The 17300-nt window shown below is 64.5% G+C and carries 15 protein-coding genes and 1 tRNA gene; 8 read left to right on the forward strand and 8 right to left on the reverse strand.

From position 1 onward, the window contains the following. Positions 1 to 285, forward strand: coding sequence for a hypothetical protein (locus ACT54R_RS09650; protein WP_476325739.1), 285 nt, complete (start codon positions 1 to 3; stop codon positions 283 to 285). A gap of 275 nt (positions 286 to 560) precedes the next feature. Here ACT54R_RS09650 and ACT54R_RS09655 read toward each other — a convergent pair whose 3' ends face one another. Then, positions 561 to 1970 (reverse strand): ATP-binding protein, encoded by a 1410-nt coding sequence (locus tag ACT54R_RS09655; protein WP_476325741.1) that lies wholly within the window; start codon positions 1968 to 1970, stop codon positions 561 to 563. 124 nt (positions 1971 to 2094) lie between these two features. Here ACT54R_RS09655 and ACT54R_RS09660 point away from each other — a divergent pair, with 124 nt between their 5' ends. Further along, positions 2095 to 2232, forward strand: a complete 138-nt coding sequence (locus ACT54R_RS09660) for a hypothetical protein (RefSeq protein ID WP_476325743.1) — start codon at positions 2095 to 2097, stop codon at positions 2230 to 2232. Positions 2233 to 2402: 170 nt separating this feature from the next. Here ACT54R_RS09660 and ACT54R_RS09665 read toward each other — a convergent pair whose 3' ends face one another. After that, positions 2403 to 3266, reverse strand: coding sequence for a transglutaminase family protein (locus ACT54R_RS09665; RefSeq protein ID WP_476325745.1), 864 nt, complete (start codon positions 3264 to 3266; stop codon positions 2403 to 2405). Between the two features lie 335 nt (positions 3267 to 3601). Here ACT54R_RS09665 and ACT54R_RS09670 point away from each other — a divergent pair, with 335 nt between their 5' ends. Together ACT54R_RS09670 and ACT54R_RS09675 are read left to right on the forward strand one after the other, a co-directional pair. Further along, complete coding sequence (locus ACT54R_RS09670) at positions 3602 to 3814, forward strand: cold-shock protein (RefSeq protein ID WP_476325747.1); 213 nt, start codon at positions 3602 to 3604, stop codon at positions 3812 to 3814. A gap of 205 nt (positions 3815 to 4019) precedes the next feature. Continuing rightward, positions 4020 to 4148 (forward strand): hypothetical protein, encoded by a 129-nt coding sequence (locus ACT54R_RS09675; protein WP_476325749.1) that lies wholly within the window; start codon positions 4020 to 4022, stop codon positions 4146 to 4148. Positions 4149 to 5275: 1127 nt separating this feature from the next. Here ACT54R_RS09675 and ACT54R_RS09680 read toward each other — a convergent pair. The 6 genes from ACT54R_RS09680 to ACT54R_RS09705 form a co-directional block, all read right to left on the reverse strand. Further along, positions 5276 to 6148, reverse strand: a complete 873-nt coding sequence (locus tag ACT54R_RS09680) for a DUF4238 domain-containing protein (protein WP_476325751.1) — start codon at positions 6146 to 6148, stop codon at positions 5276 to 5278. Positions 6149 to 6258: 110 nt separating this feature from the next. Next, the gene (locus ACT54R_RS09685) at positions 6259 to 6585 is read right to left on the reverse strand and encodes a GrlR family regulatory protein (protein WP_476325753.1); all 327 of its coding nucleotides are present in this window, start codon (positions 6583 to 6585) and stop codon (positions 6259 to 6261) included. A gap of 88 nt (positions 6586 to 6673) precedes the next feature. Continuing rightward, a complete protein-coding gene (locus ACT54R_RS09690) occupies positions 6674 to 7702 on the reverse strand; it encodes a hypothetical protein (protein ID WP_476325755.1) in 1029 nt (342 codons plus the stop codon). A gap of 155 nt (positions 7703 to 7857) precedes the next feature. After that, positions 7858 to 9072 (reverse strand): tyrosine-type recombinase/integrase, encoded by a 1215-nt coding sequence (locus ACT54R_RS09695; protein WP_476325757.1) that lies wholly within the window; start codon positions 9070 to 9072, stop codon positions 7858 to 7860. 148 nt (positions 9073 to 9220) lie between these two features. After that, a tRNA-Ser gene (locus ACT54R_RS09700) sits at positions 9221 to 9310 on the reverse strand. Positions 9311 to 9502: 192 nt separating this feature from the next. Beyond that, on the reverse strand, positions 9503 to 11932 hold the full coding sequence (locus ACT54R_RS09705; RefSeq protein ID WP_476325759.1) for a 1-deoxy-D-xylulose-5-phosphate synthase N-terminal domain-containing protein: 2430 nt from the start codon (positions 11930 to 11932) through the stop codon (positions 9503 to 9505). A 149-nt stretch (positions 11933 to 12081) separates the two neighbouring features. Here ACT54R_RS09705 and ACT54R_RS09710 point away from each other — a divergent pair, with 149 nt between their 5' ends. The 4 genes from ACT54R_RS09710 (at position 12082) to rbbA (ending at position 17299) form a co-directional block, all read left to right on the forward strand. Continuing rightward, entirely contained in the window at positions 12082 to 12546 is a 465-nt protein-coding gene (locus ACT54R_RS09710) for an Lrp/AsnC family transcriptional regulator (protein WP_168458761.1), read from the forward strand. 27 nt (positions 12547 to 12573) lie between these two features. Next, positions 12574 to 13383 carry a DUF72 domain-containing protein gene (locus ACT54R_RS09715; protein WP_476325761.1) on the forward strand — a complete coding sequence of 270 codons (810 nt, stop codon included), beginning with the start codon at positions 12574 to 12576 and terminating at the stop codon, positions 13381 to 13383. Positions 13384 to 13520: 137 nt separating this feature from the next. After that, entirely contained in the window at positions 13521 to 14576 is a 1056-nt protein-coding gene (locus ACT54R_RS09720) for an HlyD family secretion protein (RefSeq protein WP_476325763.1), read from the forward strand. Beyond that, on the forward strand, positions 14573 to 17299 hold the full coding sequence (rbbA, locus tag ACT54R_RS09725; protein WP_476325765.1) for a ribosome-associated ATPase/putative transporter RbbA: 2727 nt from the start codon (positions 14573 to 14575) through the stop codon (positions 17297 to 17299). Before ACT54R_RS09720 ends, rbbA begins: the two co-directional genes overlap by 4 nt. The last annotated feature ends 1 nt before the right edge of the window (position 17300 follow it).

Genomic DNA, 17300 nt, shown 5'->3' on the forward strand with positions numbered 1-17300 from the left:
ATGGCCCGCAACAAGGACAAGCCCGCCCTCGCCATCGAGCCGCGCTGCCTGACGCTGCAGCAGGCCGCGGATTACTGCGCCCTAACGCGCAGCGGCTTCTCGGCATGGCAGCGGCAAGGGCTGGTGCCCGGCCCGATCCCAGGCACGAACCGATGGGACCGCAAGGCGCTGGATGCCGCCCTCGACAAGGCGAGCGGGCTGCGCGAGGCTGTGACGGCGCCGGAAGATTCGTGGGATGCGTGGGAGCGAGAGAGAGATGCGGCAAAAGCTGCCGGGGCTCGCTAGCGCTGCCTATAGCGCAGCAGTGAACAGGAAATCCTCATCAGCGAGCCCACACGGTATTATAGCACTCTGAGCGCCCGTCGCGGAATAGGCTAAAATGGTAAGGTATTGAGGAGGCGGGGTTCTCGGGCGGGGAGGAGCCAGTCGGAGGCGGGAGCTAAAATAAGATAAGAGGTATAATACGGCCACACCCCTCGGAAAGGCTAAAATAACATCATATTGATTTAACAAGGGTTTTTGTCCTGCGCCCGCTTGAGGCGCGGATGCTCAAAAATGAGCTAGGCCCAAAAAGGCAGATAGCGCGCGTACTTTCGCGAAGCCCCCACTGTCTCATCGGGCTTAATCATCCCCGAATCGATCGTTGCGCTGATAATTTGGGACGCTATGGCCGCCCGACTTTCGGGCAGTCCAAAGCGCTCGCGAAGCGTCTGATTGGTCATACGCTCGTTAAGTACCCATTTCAGCGAGCAATGCTGGTAACAAGCTCTAACGCGGTCCTCTCGGTCCATATGCTCAAACGGTTGCGGGCCAAATACGGTCACCATGGTCCGCTGCGGGTCACTCTGAAATTTTGGTGCGGGGAGTTGAAAAAGCTCGGCTTCATGCACCACACGATCAATGCCGCTTCCTCTCTCCTCGCAAATGTCCATTCGACGCATGAAGTCGGCGAGGCGCTCGTTCCTGGATTGATAGCCATCAATAAAGCGGTCGACCTTGACTATCGGCTCACCCGGGTTCGAGATTACGATCCTCTCTGGGTGTATTTCGATCATTGGGCCTGCGCCACCCACTTTCAAGTCTTGATGAATTAGCGAATTTGCTATTAGCTCGCGCACACTGTTTTCTGGAAGGAGCTTAACTTTCTTTCGCAAAGCGTTCTGGATAACTTCGTTTTGGGGCATTTGCTGAAGAACGAAATTGACTAACCCCTGAAAACCAGCCGCATACCCTCGTTGACCAATCTGGTCGAGACGAGTTTCTAATTTTGAATTAGTTGTATAAACGACAACCCTCGCCGCCTTGCGAGAGACGTCAGCGAAATCATCAAGCTTTTTGGCGAGTAAAAGAGCTCCGATTCTTCGTATCGAAAACATGCCATCCACTTGATCTATCAAGCGCTGATCAAGAAGCCGCGCAATAACGCCCGCCCTGTCGCCTGGATAAGGCATTTTCATCATCTCAAAGAATGCTTGGGTATCGAGTTTGTCTATTACCTCCTGAGCGTCTATCCCGCTCATTGATGGCTCTTCGAGCCAGTCTGGTGCCCCCTCGGCGAAAATTGAGCGAAGCCGGTCCTCCGACATCGACACTAATGATGATCCCGAGCGCATTAGATAGCGACCGGCCAAGTGGTACGCTGTTCCTCTCGGTCGGGAGGGAATCGTGAAAACTACCACGCGCCCATCGGGATGTTCGACCTCTTCGACCTCGACCCTGAAGCCGACCCGCTGGAAGACCTCATTCACTAAATCGATCAGATTCTGAAATACTCGGGTTCCCACCACGACGCGTGGCCTTACATCAGATACCCCAAGAACAAGGTGGCCGCCGCCTTCATTAGCGATAGCTACACAATATTCATTAAGTTTTTCCCGATCAAAGCTTGCTTTTGCCTCTTTGAACTCGAGGATTTGGGTTTCCGTTGGCGCCTTACGCCACAAATCAATTTGAGCGGCCGTAACCGGCATTAGTCGGCCCCATAGTTAATCAGTGCCGAGAAATCTGCTCCTCAGCCCCCGCACCGCCGATCAAGAATGCCCGCTGGTTCGCTAATGATGCAAGGCAGAATCCCCAGAATACTCCACGGACATCGTGCCCGGCGGCGAGTTCGATCTGCTCCAGGGCAAGCTGGAAAGCCTGAACTACGGGGAGACCGAGCTGCACCGCCGAACCTATGCCGCCTGTGCGCAGGCCATGGCCGGCGCCGTTCGCGAGGTAGAGCTGGCGTGAAGTACTTCGGCCGGCGTCGGGGAAACCGGGCGCCGGCCGCTTGCCCGCCGATCGACAGTGCCTAGTCCACATCACCACGATGGGACCGCCACAGCAGGGTGAGGAGTACGGCGTCGGCCAGCTAGAGGCCGATCAGAGCCGAGAGCACCGCCCTGGGCTAAGGCGTCCGGTCATGAGGTGACGTGGACGTCAACCGTCATGCCGCCGAAGGCGCTGCTGTCTCCAATGAAGCTGCCCTGCACGGGGATCGCCTGACGAATGTCGCGCACCACCGCGACCGGGATGAGATTGTACCCGCCCATGCTGCGGTTGGTGGGGTCGAATGGGATCCAGCCGGCGCCGGGCACAAACACCTCCGCCCACGCATGGGTGGAGCCCATGCCCTGAGTGCCCACGACAGTTCCGGTCGGGTTATAGAGATAGCCCGATACGATACGCGCGCCGAAGCCTAGGCTGCGGACCGTCTCGACGAACAGCACCGCAAAATCGCGGCATGAGCCCCAACCACGATCAAGCGTCTGGGTTGGCGACTGTGTCCCCTCCTCGTCGCGGCTCTGGTAGGAGATCTGCCGGGAGACGCCGGCGCTCAGATCCTTGAGCAGGGAGAGAGTGTCAGTGGAATTTCCCCGGACGAAGCCCATCGCCCAGCTCCGCAACCGTCCACTGGCATCGGGAAACTGGGGGACCGCCAGCGCCCCGAGATCGGTCCACTCATCGGCGGAATAGTTGAAGGGAAAAGACGTGGCGGAGCCCTCGATGGCGAACACCGGCCATGGCACGGCATCAAGCTGGAGCTCGGTCTTGCTCTTGATGACCAGTTGATCGCCGGAAGTCGCGAAAGTCGCCGTGGCGACGGCGTTGCCGAAGACATCCTGGGCCCAGTCCACCGTTGCCGCTGGGGTCAGCGCCAGTTCGTTCGACATCAGTCGTAGGTCGCGGCTTTCACGGGGGCGCAGCATCAGTCTGTGCGGCCCGAATGTCACGGGTCGATGGAAGTGATAGGTGGTGGTGTGGCGGATCTGGAGAGGGATCAAGGGCGCTCCGTGGGGTCTGCCGCGCTCGAACGTCTGGACAGGCTGCGCAAACAAGAGCGCACCTAGCTAGCCTGGGTTCAGGTCAGCTCCAAGGGGGGCAGGGTCATCAGCTTAGCACATTGCCGTTCGGCTCCCTCGTTGAATTGATTGACAGATAAATAATGTTGCACACTCGCGAATATCGGCGCATAGTGGTCTGGTCGATACAAAGCCTGATCAATTGGTTTTGCGCAGATTTTTATTTTGCGCCCATCCAGAAATTCTCGCCAGAAAATGCGATGTCGACGACTGGCCGTGGGCCGGTGAGCTAATTATCGAAATTGAGAGGGTTTCCCATGACTGAGGGAACCGTGAAGTGGTTCAATGCCCAGAAGGGCTTTGGATTCATCGCCCCTGATGCAGGCGGCAATGACGCGTTCGTCCATATCAGCGCTGTCGAGCGCTCCGGCCTCGGCGAACTGCGCGAAGGCCAGAAGGTGGGCTTTGTGCTTGTCGCCGATCGCAAGAGCGGGAAGATGTCCGCGGACATGCTCAGGGATCTGAGCTGACCTGATGGCCGGCAGCCTGAGTCTTTCAGGAGCGCCGGACTGATCATTGTTGCCGACGGCTGACCGCGGATGTACCGGCAGCTCCGGTGGTGATGTGCCATCCCTTTGCCTAGCAGAGCGCCCGACGCCCTGTGGCCCTTGACGGTCGCAGGGCGTTTTTCGTTTCGCCGGCAGGATCGACCCACGTGCCCGAGAGGAAACGGCCATGGCCAAAGGACAGCTGCGCGGCAATCGCGAGGCAAAGAAGCCTAAGAAGATCAAGGTGCCGGACGCGCCAGCTTCTTTCGTGAAGGGGTCCCCGGTATCGTTGAGCCCGCCCAAGAAGAAGGGTTGAGGTGCCGTCTTGAACGTATGAATCCGTGAAATCACGGTCACGTTCGATCGCGCCATTCGCCTCAGCGAGGCGGATGGCGACCTTCCGCCGGGAATCTACCGTTTCGTCATCGACGAGGAGCAGCTTCTCGGCGTCTCGGCTAAGCCTACCGAGTCAACCACGTGACCAAAAGAATGCAGATGAGGCTGACGACGATTAGCAGGATAATAATACCCGTAGACATCGCCGTCTCCTGCTGACGAGAAATAGAACTCGGCCGGAGACAAAATTGTTCCGCTCAAGCTTGGCATGGCTTTCTATTTGATTTGCCAATCCATGCGCGCCGGCGCATAGTAAAATCTTGGAGTTTGAAAAATCCGCCATCTCGTTCTCGTGTCGCACTGGAGGGATGGTACGGGATTTTTCGGAGGACTTTGGGGCGTTCTCCTTTAAGCATCGAATGCAAATGGCTGATGACGACCCTGAAAAAGGGATACCTCATGCCCCGCAGCTTCGACGAATTCGTCCATCTAAGAAACATCAAAAACTTTGAGAAAAAGATCGAGAACGAAACGGACCCGGCTGTTCGCCGAATGCTCGTTCGTCTACTTGCGGAAGAAAAGGCGTCCAAGCCCATTGCCGCGACCCCTAAAGGATAATCAGAACTGGAGTCGCCCGATCTCTCGGACAGCAATTGTCTGCGCATAAAAAGCCGTCTGTCTGCCCGGCAGAAAGATAAATCATGAAAAAATCGGCAGCGATGGCGCGGGCAATGAATCTGTTTATGTCGATCGAGAGATCGGTAACATCATGCGAGCGTGTTCTGATTTTGTCTCTTCTTGAGGATATTATCTCCGACTCGGACTCACTCCGATCGAGAGAAGGGCTTTTCCCGCGTCCCGTGACGCTCCAGACAGCCGGGCTCTCGTTGGCGGACGGGCAAACTGAAGCTGATTAAGTCGGCATCTGCCTCCAGCTCAGATGGGGGGCCGATGGGGGGCCGAGCGGTTAACCCGCAGTTCCGCTCGGCTTGCCTCTCAATGCACCGCTTCACCCTCGCCAATCGTGAGGCCCAGGGCGGCCGCCGAGGGAAGCATGGCCCGCCACGAACTGGCCGCTGCCTTCCCTGGTGGTTTGGCGCGCCTGCCTCAAGACCCGATCGGTAGGAGGCGTGACGCAGGCGGCGAGCGCGGCAGGAACTTCTCGATGAAGCGAGCTTCGGCGCGCCCGTAGGCAAACCGGGCACACTGCCCGACTACGGCCTGATTGAACGCCCGCACTACGTCGCGGGGCAACCACCTTGTGATGCGGGTGAGTGTCTCGCCACTTGGGGCGGCGAAGATGATATGGCGAGGCCCAATCGCGAACGCCTGCAAATGGTGCGGGTTATCGATCCCACCGTAGAGCACCAACGGCCGATCAGATAGGAGCACTTCGAATGGCGTTGTTTCAAAATTAGAGAGCATCCACTTCATTCTGAGCAGTTTATCTAGCGATCCGCCGCGAAGAATGACGCCCGGCAAGGTATCGATGCCGAAGTTGGCGATGCGTGCGGGATGATGCTGTCGAGTCCACTCCAATAGGTTACGCGCGGAAGTCGTATTCAGCCGTTCGAAGTCCGGATCGGGCCTCGATAAGGCCTCCTCAACGAGACGGCGTCCTTCTGCTCGCATATGATCGATGTGATGCGGAAGCCGCACATGGCTCGCGATCATGAAAACCGCGAGGTTGCGTAGATGCTCGTCGGGAAGCAGACTGAAATCCCCACTTACCGTTGCATCGATCGCTGCGGCCGCCCTAGCTTCTAAGGCACCAAGGAACCGCTCGACTTCGTCCTGCTCATCATCCGGCACGAGTTCGCGAGCATAGAGGTTCCGGACATTCGCGGTCTCCGAAGGTCGGACGCGAAAGTTTCGGACCTGTCCGCCATCCCATCGCCACGCCTGCACGCGGCCATCAGCGTCCGCCCATCGCCGGAGGAGGAACTGCGGCACGAAGTGATGCGCCCGCGGCCGGCTCACTGGTTCTTTTCCTCGGTGACGCCGGGCGTTCGCGCCACGAGTGCCTTAACCTCGTCTGCCACTGTCATGGCGCGCCCATCTCCGGTGCCTCCGCTCCCCAGAGCCGGACCTCAATCCGCGAGGCGCGTCAGGTGAGCCTGAAAGCTCACGCCGGGGGCCTCCGCGGCCGTGCCATTGGTGCGGATCGAGTTGCCCGCGACGCTGCCGTTGAGGCGGATGTTGACCCGGTCTATGCCGAAGACGGAAGCCAAACCGGGAACGGTAGAGTGCTTATCGGTTCGAACCTCCGCAGCAAACCTGTCGCCGTCAAGGGTGTAGGTGCCGACGTAGTATAGGCTCATGTCCCCGCCCCAGACGCGGCCATCCTTCAAGTGGACTACACCCGTTCCTGCACCCAGCTGCGTACCGAACTCCACCTTGTAAAGTCCGTCGATCATCTGCACCTCCAGCGAGCAAGAAGGTGAGAACATATCGCGATTCGTGCACCGGGATGAAGTGCTGAAGTACGGATGTATCACTTACCTATTATCGGTACTCATTCAGGCGATAAGCGCGAACCATTCTGCGAAGGGTATCGGATACGTTTTCCCCCTTCTGAAGTCCCATTTTGCTTCGGATCATTGGATATATCTTCTTCGATGAACCAGTGGGCCACCCCGTCCATCCTAGGACCTGAATAGCCTTTAATGCTCGGCGGGTCGTGTCGGCTTGCTCTGGGATCTCCTTTAGGGCCGCCGAGACCGCCTCTTGCAGCGTTGGGTAGGACAGGCCCGGCAAGGCGATATCCTCGGGCTGAAGCCCAGGCAGATCCGGGGGCGGATTGCCGCCCGAGCCCGTCTTCATCGGCACGTTATAGGCGCGATAAAGGCTTTCGATATCGACGAAGATCCAATGGCCATTGCTCGGCGGATGGGCGGGGCGAATGGGACCCATATAGAGTTTCCCCAGCCACCGTCCCAGGTCCTCACTGGGTCTCAAGTCCGCCTCGACGGGGCGGGGCGGGAATGGCTCGCTCAAATCCACACGCCGGGTATCGAACCTCGGGTCCCAATACTCCAGATGCCAGTTGCCCGCGTCGAACGGGACTGGCGGCCCACCGTGCTCCGGGCGGACAAACGTTTGGATTGCACAGCTCGCGAAATTGCGAACCAAGCTTTCTCGCACCTGCGCCACTCGCTGCCAGCGGTTAGCTACGTCGGCGTTGAGGCGGAGAGCTGCGCGGTACTGGCGATCCGGGACGGCTATCCGGACAAGCTTCATGCTTTCGTCCGCGTCATCAGGACCTTCGGAGAAGTCCGCCGCCGAGGTGTCGTTCTCATCCCGAACCAGCAGAGGGGGGCGCAGGCCATATTCCTCGGCGTGAACCAGGAAGTGCCGGTCGAAGTTGCGCCGGTAGTCCAGATATTCAACCGCCAGGGTTCGCGCGCTCAAATTGTCGGCGCTCGATCCAAGGGGCGGGATGATCCAGCGGTTGGGGAGCGCCCACGGCGGAAACCAGTCCTTCCCGAACATCAGCTCGCCGACCCAAGCTTCTGCATCGGCGATGAGCCACATGCCGGGAGGCACAATTCTCGGTCTTCTCGTCACGGCGCGCACCGCCTTTTCGCACCAGATGGCGCGTGGGGCACCGAGGGTGCGCTCTCGGCTTTCGGCTGGCCGGCCTAGCCCCACGCTTCACGAAGCCCCGTCCAATCTGGACAGGGCAATTCCTATCCCTCTGCCGCCGGCCGGAGCGGCACCACAGTGGCGCCGGCGCCGCCCTGAACGAACCGCGTCCACGCTTCCATCATTTGCCGCCGCTTTTCGAGGGCATCGGCCCGGCGATAGGCGCGCTCGGTGGCGTCGCCCACAGCATGGGCCAGCGCCGCCTCTGCAACCTCACGGGGGAAGCTGGTTTCCTCTCCGGCCCAATCCCGGAAGGAGGACCGGAAGCCGTGGACGGTCACATCCACCTCCAGCCGGCGCAATTGCATATCGAGCGCCATGACGGAAAGCGGCTGGCCCCGGCGCCCACCGGGGAAGATGAATTTGTCTCGGCCCGGATCTGGCTGGAGGTCCTTCGCGCGCTCCAGGGCATCGAGCATCACCGAAGTGAGCGGCACGCGGTGCACCTTGCCCGCCTTCATGCGCGGAGCCGGCACCGTCCACACCCTGGCTTCAAGGTCGATTTCCGCCCAGGTCGCGCCACGCACCTCGCCCGTACGCGCGGCCGTGAGGATCAGGAATTCCAGTGCGAGGGCAGTGGCGCCCTTCAGGGAGCGGATCCGCTTCACGAACGCCGGCACCTCGCCATACGGCATCGCGGCATGATGCCCCCGCTGGAGCTTCTGGCGTTTGGGCAGCAAGGCGTCGAGATGGCCACGCCACCGGGCCGGGTTCTCGCCGGTGCGGAGCCCCTTCGCCTTGGCTGCGTCGAGGACGCGCTCGATGCGCCCGCGAAGGCGGGAAGCCGTCTCCTGCTTCGTGGACCACAGCGGCTTCAGAACCTCCAGAACGTCATCGGTGGCAATGTCGGCAACCGATTTGTCGCGAAGCGAGGCCGCGTACTCCTTGAGGGTCATGCGCCACTGTTCGATGTGCTTGGCATTCCGGAAGCCGGGCGCGATGTCATCCACCAGCGCATCCGCAGCTTCGCCGAAGGTGGGGACCACCTGCTCGGCCCGCCGGAGGGACAGCGGGCTGATCCCCTCGGCGAGCTGGGCGCGAGCCGCGTCCGCCAGTTCACGCGCCCGCGCGAGCGACACGTCGCGGGCGGAGCCCAGCCCCATCTCGAGCTGCTTGCCGCCCCAGCGATAGAGGAAGATCCACCGGCGCCCACCGTTCGCGGAGATGGACAGATAGAGGTTGCCGCCGTCGGCATGCCGCCCCGGCGTGGTGAGCGTCGCGACCGTGCGCGCGGTCAGCCTCTTCGTCTCGCGACCCATCTGCGTGCCCCAGCGGCCCCAGCATCTGCCCCAGCGCAAAACGCGCCTTTGGGCGACTAGCTGCGACCGTCAGCGACTAGCAGAGGGCAGATTTTCGTTGATGTCAAAGGGGTTTTCGACCGTCAGTGACCGGAGGCGACTTAAGGTCTGGCGGAGAGGGAGGGATTCGAACCCCCGATACGGTTGCCCGTATGCCGCATTTCGAGTGCGGTGCATTCGACCACTCTGCCACCTCTCCGCAGAGCCGGCGCCGGAGGAAATCCGCGAGGGTATCCATGACGCCGGTGGCGTGGTCGTGCGCTTCTAGCGGACGTTTGGGCGGAGGACAAGCGGTCGCGCGAAGGTCCGTCGCGGGAACATGAACGGATCTGCGCGGGCGGAGCGGGGAAACGCCGGAGTCTATTGTCGCCAGGGGGTGAGGCGCTGCCCCTCACACCGCCTTCAGGTGCCGCAGCGGCCGGCCCGAGGAGATGCCCTGGGCGGCGGCGATGATGGAGGCGGTGTCGAGGCCGTAATGGGCATAGAGGTCGGCGAGCGTCCCGGTCTGGCCGAAATGCTCCACCCCCAGCGCCCGCACCCGGTGGCCGGCCACGGCGCCGAGCCAGCCGAGCGTCGCGGGATGGCCGTCGATGACGGTGACGAGCCCGCAATGGCGCGGCAGGGGTGCCAAAAGCCGCTCCACATGGCTCTCAGCCCCCGCAAAACCCCGCTCGCGGGCGCGGGCAGCGGCGGTCCAGCCGGCGTTGAGGCGGTCGGCGGAGGTGACGGCAAGGAGGCCCACGTCGCGCCGGTCCTCGGCGATGAGGGCCACGGCATCGATGGCCTCGGGCGTCACCGCCCCCTGCACCGCGATCACCACATCGCAATTGGGGCCGGGCTCGCGCAGCCAGTAGGCACCGTCCACGATGGCGCGCTTCTGCGCCTCGGTGAAGGCGCGCCTCGGCTGCTCCAGCGGGCGGGTGGAAAGGCGGAAATAGACCGAGCCGCCGGTCTCGTCGCGCAGCCAGTTGCGCTCGTCGGCGGCGCCCTCGCCGTCGCGCTGCACATAGTCGAAGGCAAATTCCATCAGCACGGCCAGCTCATCGACGAAGGCCGGCTCGAAGGCAGCGAGGCCATCCTGCGCCATGCCGATGAGCGGGGTGGCGATGGACTGGTGCGCCCCGCCCTCGGGCGCGAGCGTGATGCCGGAGGGCGTCGCGACGAGGATGAAGCGGGCATCCTGGTAGCAGGCATAGTTCAGCGCATCGAGCCCGCGGCAGATGAAGGGATCGTAGAGCGTGCCCACCGGCACGAGGCGGGCGCCGAACAGGGAATGGGAGAGGCCGAAGGCCGAGAGGGTCAGGAACAGGTTCATCTCGGCGATGCCGAGTTCCATGTGCTGGCCCTTGGGCGAGAACTCCCAGGCGAAGGTGGAGGGAATGCGCTCGCGCCGGAACACGTCGGCCAGCGCCTCATGGGCGAACAGGCCGCGCCGGTTCACCCACGGGCCGAGATTGGTGGAGACGGTCACATCAGGCGAGGTGGTGACGATGCGGTCGGCGAGCGGGCTGTCGCCCTTGGCGAGGTCCTGCAGGATGAGGCCGAAGCCGGCCTGGGTGGAGATGCTGGGGTTGGGCGGCGGGGCGAGCGCGGGCACGGCGAGCGCCGGGTCGGCATAGCGGCGCGGGCCGCCCTGCGCGAAGGGCACGCGATCGAGGAACGCGCGCAGTTCGCCTTCCGGGCGCTTCAGCCCCTCGAAGGGCTCCCATTCGCGCCCCGAGCCCACGTTCATGGACGCGCGCAGCGCCTCCATCTGGGTGGGGGTCATGAGGCCGGCGTGGTTGTCCTTGTGGCCGGCCAGCGGCAGACCGAAGCCCTTCACCGTGTAGCAGAGGAAGGCCACCGGCCGGTCGTGATCGATGGCGTCGAAGGCGGCGATGAGGGAGGCGATGTCGTGGCCGCCGAGATTGGTCATCAGCGCGGACAATTCGGCATCGGTCCGCCGGGCGATGAGGGCGGAAACGTCCCCCTGGTCGCCGAGATCGTCCATCAGGCGCTTGCGCCACGCGGCCCCGCCCTGGAAGGTGAGGGCCGAATATTCGGCGTTCGGGCAGGTGTCGATCCAGCGCTTCAGCGCCGCGCCGCCCGGCTCGGCGAAGGCGGCCTGCTGCAGGGTGCCGTACTTCAGCACGACCACCTGCCAGCCCATGGCCTCGAAGATGCCGGTGAAGCGCTCGTAGAGGCCTTCGCGCACCACGCCGTCGAGGCTCTGGCGGTTGTAGTCGATGATCCACCAGGTGTTGCGCACCTCGTGCTTCCAGCCCTCCAGAAGGGCCTCGAAGACGTTGCCCTCGTCCAGCTCCGCATCGCCCACGAGGGCGATCATCCGCCCCTTGGGCCGGTCGCCGGCGAGGCCGTGGGCGTGGACGTAATCCTGCGCGAGGCTGGCGAACAGCGTCTGCGCGACGCCCAAGCCCACCGAGCCGGTGGAGAAGTCCACGTCGTCGGCATCCTTGGTGCGCGAGGGGTAGGATTGCGCGCCCTTGAAGCCGCGGAAATTCTCCAGCCGCGCGCGGTCCTGCCGGCCGAGCAGATACTGGATGGCGTGGAAGATGGGGCTCGCGTGCGGCTTCACCGCCACCCGGTCTTCGGGGCGCAGCACGTGGAAATAGAGCGCGGTCATGATGGCGGCCAGCGAAGCCGAGGAGGCCTGATGGCCGCCGACCTTCAGGCCGTCCGTGCCGGGCCGCAAATGGTTGGCGTTGTGGATCATCCAGCTCGCCAGCCACAGCACCTTCTTCTCCAGCTCGGCCAAAACCGCGAGATCGGCGGCCGACGGCGGGGTCTTGAGGGCGGGAGGGGTGGAACGGGGGGAGGCCATGGCGTTTCCTCGGCGCGGATGTTTTCGGGGCCGGAGCATCGGCCCGGCGCCGAGTGTAGCGTGGCCGGAGCGGCGTTTCCGGCCGAATCGGCCTTACTTTGCTGCGATCTGCGCCATAAAATGCTGCCGACCGCAGCCGCCGGAGCAGGATCATGCGCCTCGACGCCATCGACCGGAAGATCCTCGCCGCGCTGCAGGCGGATGGCCGAAAGAGCATCGCGGAGTTGTCGGGCGAGGTGGGCCTCTCCCCCTCGCCGTGCCTGAGGCGCGTGAAGGCGCTGGAGGAGGAAGGCCTGATCTCGCGCTATGCGGCGGTCCTCGACCAGCGCAAGGCCGGGCTGCCGGTGAGCGTGTTCGTCTCCATCAAGCTGGAGCGCCAGCAGGAGGAGGCGCTGGATGCCTTCTCGGCCGCCATACGGGGCTGGCCGGAGGTGCTGGAATGCTATCTGATGACCGGCCCGCGCGATTACCTTTTACGGGTGGTGGCGGCCGATCTCGATGCCTATGAGCGCTTCCTGAAGGAGAAGCTCACGCGGCTCGACGGCATCGCCTCCATCGAAAGCTCCTTCGCGCTGGAACAGGTGAAATATTCCCACGTCCTGCCGCTGCCGTAACGGCCGGGACGCGAGAGGAGGGCGAAAATGGCCATACGCGTCGGCATCGGCGGCTGGACGTTCGAGCCGTGGCGCGGCGTCTTCTATCCCGAAGGCCTGCCCCATGCGAAGGAGCTGCGGCACGCCGCCTCCGTGCTGAAGACCATCGAGATCAACGGCACCTTCTACCGCACGCCCTCCGCCAAATCCTGCGCCGACTGGGCCCGGCAGGTGCCGGACGGCTTCGTCTTCGCGCTGAAGGCGACGCGCTACGTCACACAGCGCCGCGTGCTGGCGGAGGCGGAGGAGAGCGTCGGCAAATTCATCGCCAGCGGCATCGTGGAGATGGGCGACCGGCTCGGCCCCATCAACTGGCAGTTCGCGGCGACGAAAGCCTTCGATCCGGACGACATGGCCGCCTTCATGCCGCTGCTGCCGAAGGCGCACGAAGGCGTCGCCCTGCGCCATGCGCTGGAGGTGCGGCATCCATCGTTCGTCGTGCCCGAGTTCGTGGAACTGGCCCGCAAGCATGGCGTCGCCATCGTCTTCGCGGATCATGAGACCTATCCCGCCATCCCCGACCTGACGGCGGACTTCACCTACGCCCGCCTCCAGCAGACCCAGGAGGAAATCGAGACCGGCTATGGCGCCGCCGATCTCACCCGCTGGGCGAAGGCGGCCAAGGCGTGGGAAGACGGCAAGGTGCCCGAGGGGCTGCCCGAGATTGGTACGCCCGACAAGAAAGCGAAGGGGAAGAAGGCGGCCAAACGCGATGTCTTCCTCTACCTCATCGCCGGTGCCAAAGTGCGCAACCCGGCGGGCGCCATCGCCTTGCAGCGGGAGGCGGACGGCGGGTGAACAGCCGTTGACCTCAATCAACGCCAGACGTGTGCGCTGCGGTAAAGTGTTGACACAGAGACGGTCCCCGACGCCCCGCGGGAGTGCCATTCTCGATCGGCATCGCGGGGGCGTGCCAGCCCCCTGAAGGTGTCCCTATGAAGCGCTCCCTCGCCATTCTTGCCGTCATCGTCGCCCTCGCGGCCGCAGGCGGCGCCGGAGCGTGGTATCTCGCGCACCGCAGCCGCGCCCTGCCCCCCGGCTTCGCCGAGGGCAACGGACGCATCGAGGCCACCGAGGTGGACGTGGCCACCAAGGCCGCCGGCCGGGTGCTGGACGTGCTCGCCGAGGAAGGCGACTTCATCAAGCAGGGCCAGGTGGTCGCGCACATGGACGTCTCGGACCTAGAGGCGGCCCTGCGCACGGCGGACGCGCAGGCTGCGCAGGCGCGCCAGTCCCGCGACACGGCCTTCCATGTGGTGGAGCAGCGCAAGGGCGAGTTGGACCTCGCCACCAAGGAGCTGGAGCGGCAGGAAACCCTCGTCGCCAAGGGCTTCGCCACCGAGCAGAAGGTGGACCAGTATCGCACCACCAAGCTCACCGCTGCCGCGGCGCTGGCCGCCGCCCAGTCGAGCCTTGCGGCGAGCGAGAGCGCCATCCGCGCGGCCGAAGCCGAGGTGGATCGCCTGAAGCGCCTCGTGGCCGACGGCACCCTCATCGCCCCCAAGTCTGGCCGGGTCATCTACCGGCTCGCCGAGCCGGGCGAGGTGCTGGGCGCGGGCGGCAAGGTGCTGACCTTCATCGACCTTTCCGACGTCTACATGACCATCTTCCTGCCCGCCGCCGACGCCGGGCGCATCGGCCTCGGCACGCCGGCGCGGCTGCTGCTGGAGCCCCTGCCCGACCGCGCGGTCCCCGCCGCCGTCTCCTTCGTCTCGGCCCGCGCCCAGTTCACCCCCAAGCAGGTGGAAACCCAGCGCGAGCGCGACCGCATGATGTTCCGCGTGAAGCTGCGCATCTCCCGGCCGCTGGTGGAGAAGTATCTGGAGCATGTGAAGACCGGCGTCACCGGCGTCGGCTATGTGCGGCTCGATCCCGCCGCCCAGTGGCCCGCATGGCTTGAGTCCGACCTCGTGCGCGACGCCGCCGATGCCGACACGAAGGGCACTGGCGTGAAGGACGCGGGAGCCAAAGACGCGGGAGCCCAGAAGTGAGCGAGGCAGAGGCGGCGCGCGCCAGCGCCGTCCGGCTCGCCGGCATCCGCCACGCCTATGGAAAGACGCAGGCGGTGGACAGGGTGGACCTCGCCATTCAGGAAGGCTCCGCCGTCGCCCTCGTCGGGCCGGACGGGGTGGGCAAGTCCACCCTGCTCGGCCTCATCGCCGGGGCGAAACGCATCCAGACCGGCCAGGTCGAGGTGCTGGGGGCGGACTTCTCGTCGCGCAAGGCGCGGGAGGAGGCGCAGCCGCGCATCGCCTTCATGCCGCAGGGGCTGGGACGCAACCTCTATCCCAACCTCTCGGTGGCCGAGAACATCGCCTTCTTCGCCCGCCTGTTCGGCGAGGATGCCGCCACCAAGGGCGCGCGCGTCGCGCCACTGCTCGCCGCCACGGGGCTCGACCCGTTCGCCGACCGGCTCATGCGCAAGCTCTCCGGCGGCATGAAACAGAAGCTCGGCCTGTGCTGCGCGCTGGTCCACGACCCCGACCTTCTGCTGCTGGACGAACCCACCACCGGCGTCGATCCTCTCTCCCGCCGACAGTTCTGGGACTTCGTGGACACCATCCGCGCCGACCGTCCGCACCTGACCCTCCTCGTCGCCACCGCCGACATGGAGGAGGCCGCCCGCTTCGGCCGAGTGGTGTTGATGGACAACGGCCGCATCCTCGCCGACGGCAGCCCCGCCGAGCACCTCGCCCGCACCGGCCAGCCGACCCTGGAGCGCGCCTTCATCGCCCTGCTGCCTGAAGGCCAGCGTGGCGACGGCGAAGCAGCCCTCCCGGTGGCGGCCATTCCTGCCGACGCGCCCATCGCCATCGAATCCCGCGGCCTCACCCGCCGCTTCGGTGATTTCGTGGCGGTGGACGATGTGAGCTTCACCATCCGCCGCGGCGAAATCTTCGGCTTCCTCGGCTCCAACGGCTGCGGCAAGTCCACCACCATGAAGATGCTCACCGGCCTGCTGCCGGCAAGTTCGGGCGAGGCGCTGCTCTTCGGCGTGCCGGTAGACCCGAAGGACATCGAGACGCGGCGGCGCGTCGGTTACATGTCGCAGGCCTTCTCGCTCTATGGCGAACTCACCGTGCGGCAGAATCTGGAGCTGCACGCCCGCCTGTTCGCTTTGCCCGAGGAGGCGGCGAAAAAGCGCATCGCCGATCTCGTCGCCACCTTCGACCTGACCGACCATCTGGACGACCTCTCGGACGGCCTGCCGCTGGGCGTGCGCCAGCGCCTGTCGCTGGCGGTGGCCGTTCTGCACGAGCCGGAGGTGCTGATCCTCGACGAGCCCACCTCCGGCGTCGACCCGGTGGCCCGCGACGGCTTCTGGGATCATCTCCAGCGGCTCTCCCGCGAGGAGGGCGTGACCATCTTCGTCTCCACCCACTTCATGGGCGAGGCGGAGCGCTGCGACCGCATCTCCTTCATGCACGCCGGCCGCGTCATCGCCACCGGCACGCCGGAGGCGCTGAAGGAGGCGCAGCACGCCGCGAGCCTCGAAGAGGCATTCGTCGCCTATATGGAGATGGGCGGCCGCGCCGCCGGCACCGAAGCCCGGCTGCCGCCGCCCCAGCCCCGACCGGCAGGCAAGCCCTCCGCCTTCTCGCCCCGCCGGCTCGCCGCCTATGCCTGGCGCGAGACGCTGGAACTGAAGCGCGACCCGGTGCGCCTCGCCTTTGCGCTGCTCGGCACTGCGTTCCTGATGATCATCTTCGGCTACGGCATCACGCTCGACGTGGACCGCCTGCGCTTCGCCGTGCTCGACCGCGACCAGACCCCGGAAAGCCGCGCCTATATCGACGGCTTCGCCCACTCCACCTATTTCCGCATCCAGCCGCCTCTCACCTCGCCGGACGACCTCGACCAGCGGCTGAAATCCAACGCCATCGCCTTCGCCATCGAGCTGCCGCCGAGCTTCGGCGCGGACCTGCGCTCCGGGCGGCAGACGGAAGTGCTCGTGACCATCGACGGCGCCATGCCGTTCCGGGCGGAGACCATCAAGGGCTATGTGGAGGCGGTCCACACCCTCTTCCTCGCCGATGCGGCGCAGGCGGCGGGGCGCGCCTATTCCGCCTTCGCCGGGCTGGAGATGCGCTACCGCTACAACCAGTCCTTCCGCAGCCTCGATGCCATGGTGCCGGCCAACATCGCGCTGATGCTCATCTTCATCCCGGCCATCCTCACCGCGCTCGGGGTGGTGACGGAGAAGGAGCTGGGCTCGATCACCAACCTCTACGTCACCCCGGTGACGAAGCTGGAATTTCTGCTCGGCAAGCAGGCGCCCTATGTGGGGGTGGCGCTGTTCAACTTCGTGGTCATGGTGCTGATGGCGCTCTTCCTGTTCGGCGTGCCGCTGAAGGGCTCGTTCCTCGGGCTGGCGCTGGGCGCCTTCGCCTATGTGCTGGCGACCACCGCCATCGGGCTCGTCTCCTCCACCCTCACCAACACGCAGGTGGCGGCGCTGTTCGGCACGGCCATCGGCACCATGATGCCCGCCACCCAGTTCTCCGGCATGCTCCAGCCGGTGGCCTCGCTGGAGGGCGGGGGATGGGTGCTCGGCACCTTCTTCCCCACCACCTATTTCATGCGGGTGAGCGTCGGCGCCTTCACCAAGGGGCTGAGCTTCGCCGAGCTTGTGCCCTTCATCCTGGCCACCGCCGCCTTCTGGCCGGCGCTGCTCGCCATCGCCTTCCTCATCCTGCGCAAGCAGGAGACCTGAC

Source organism: Xanthobacter sp. DMC47 (genome assembly GCF_056313845.1).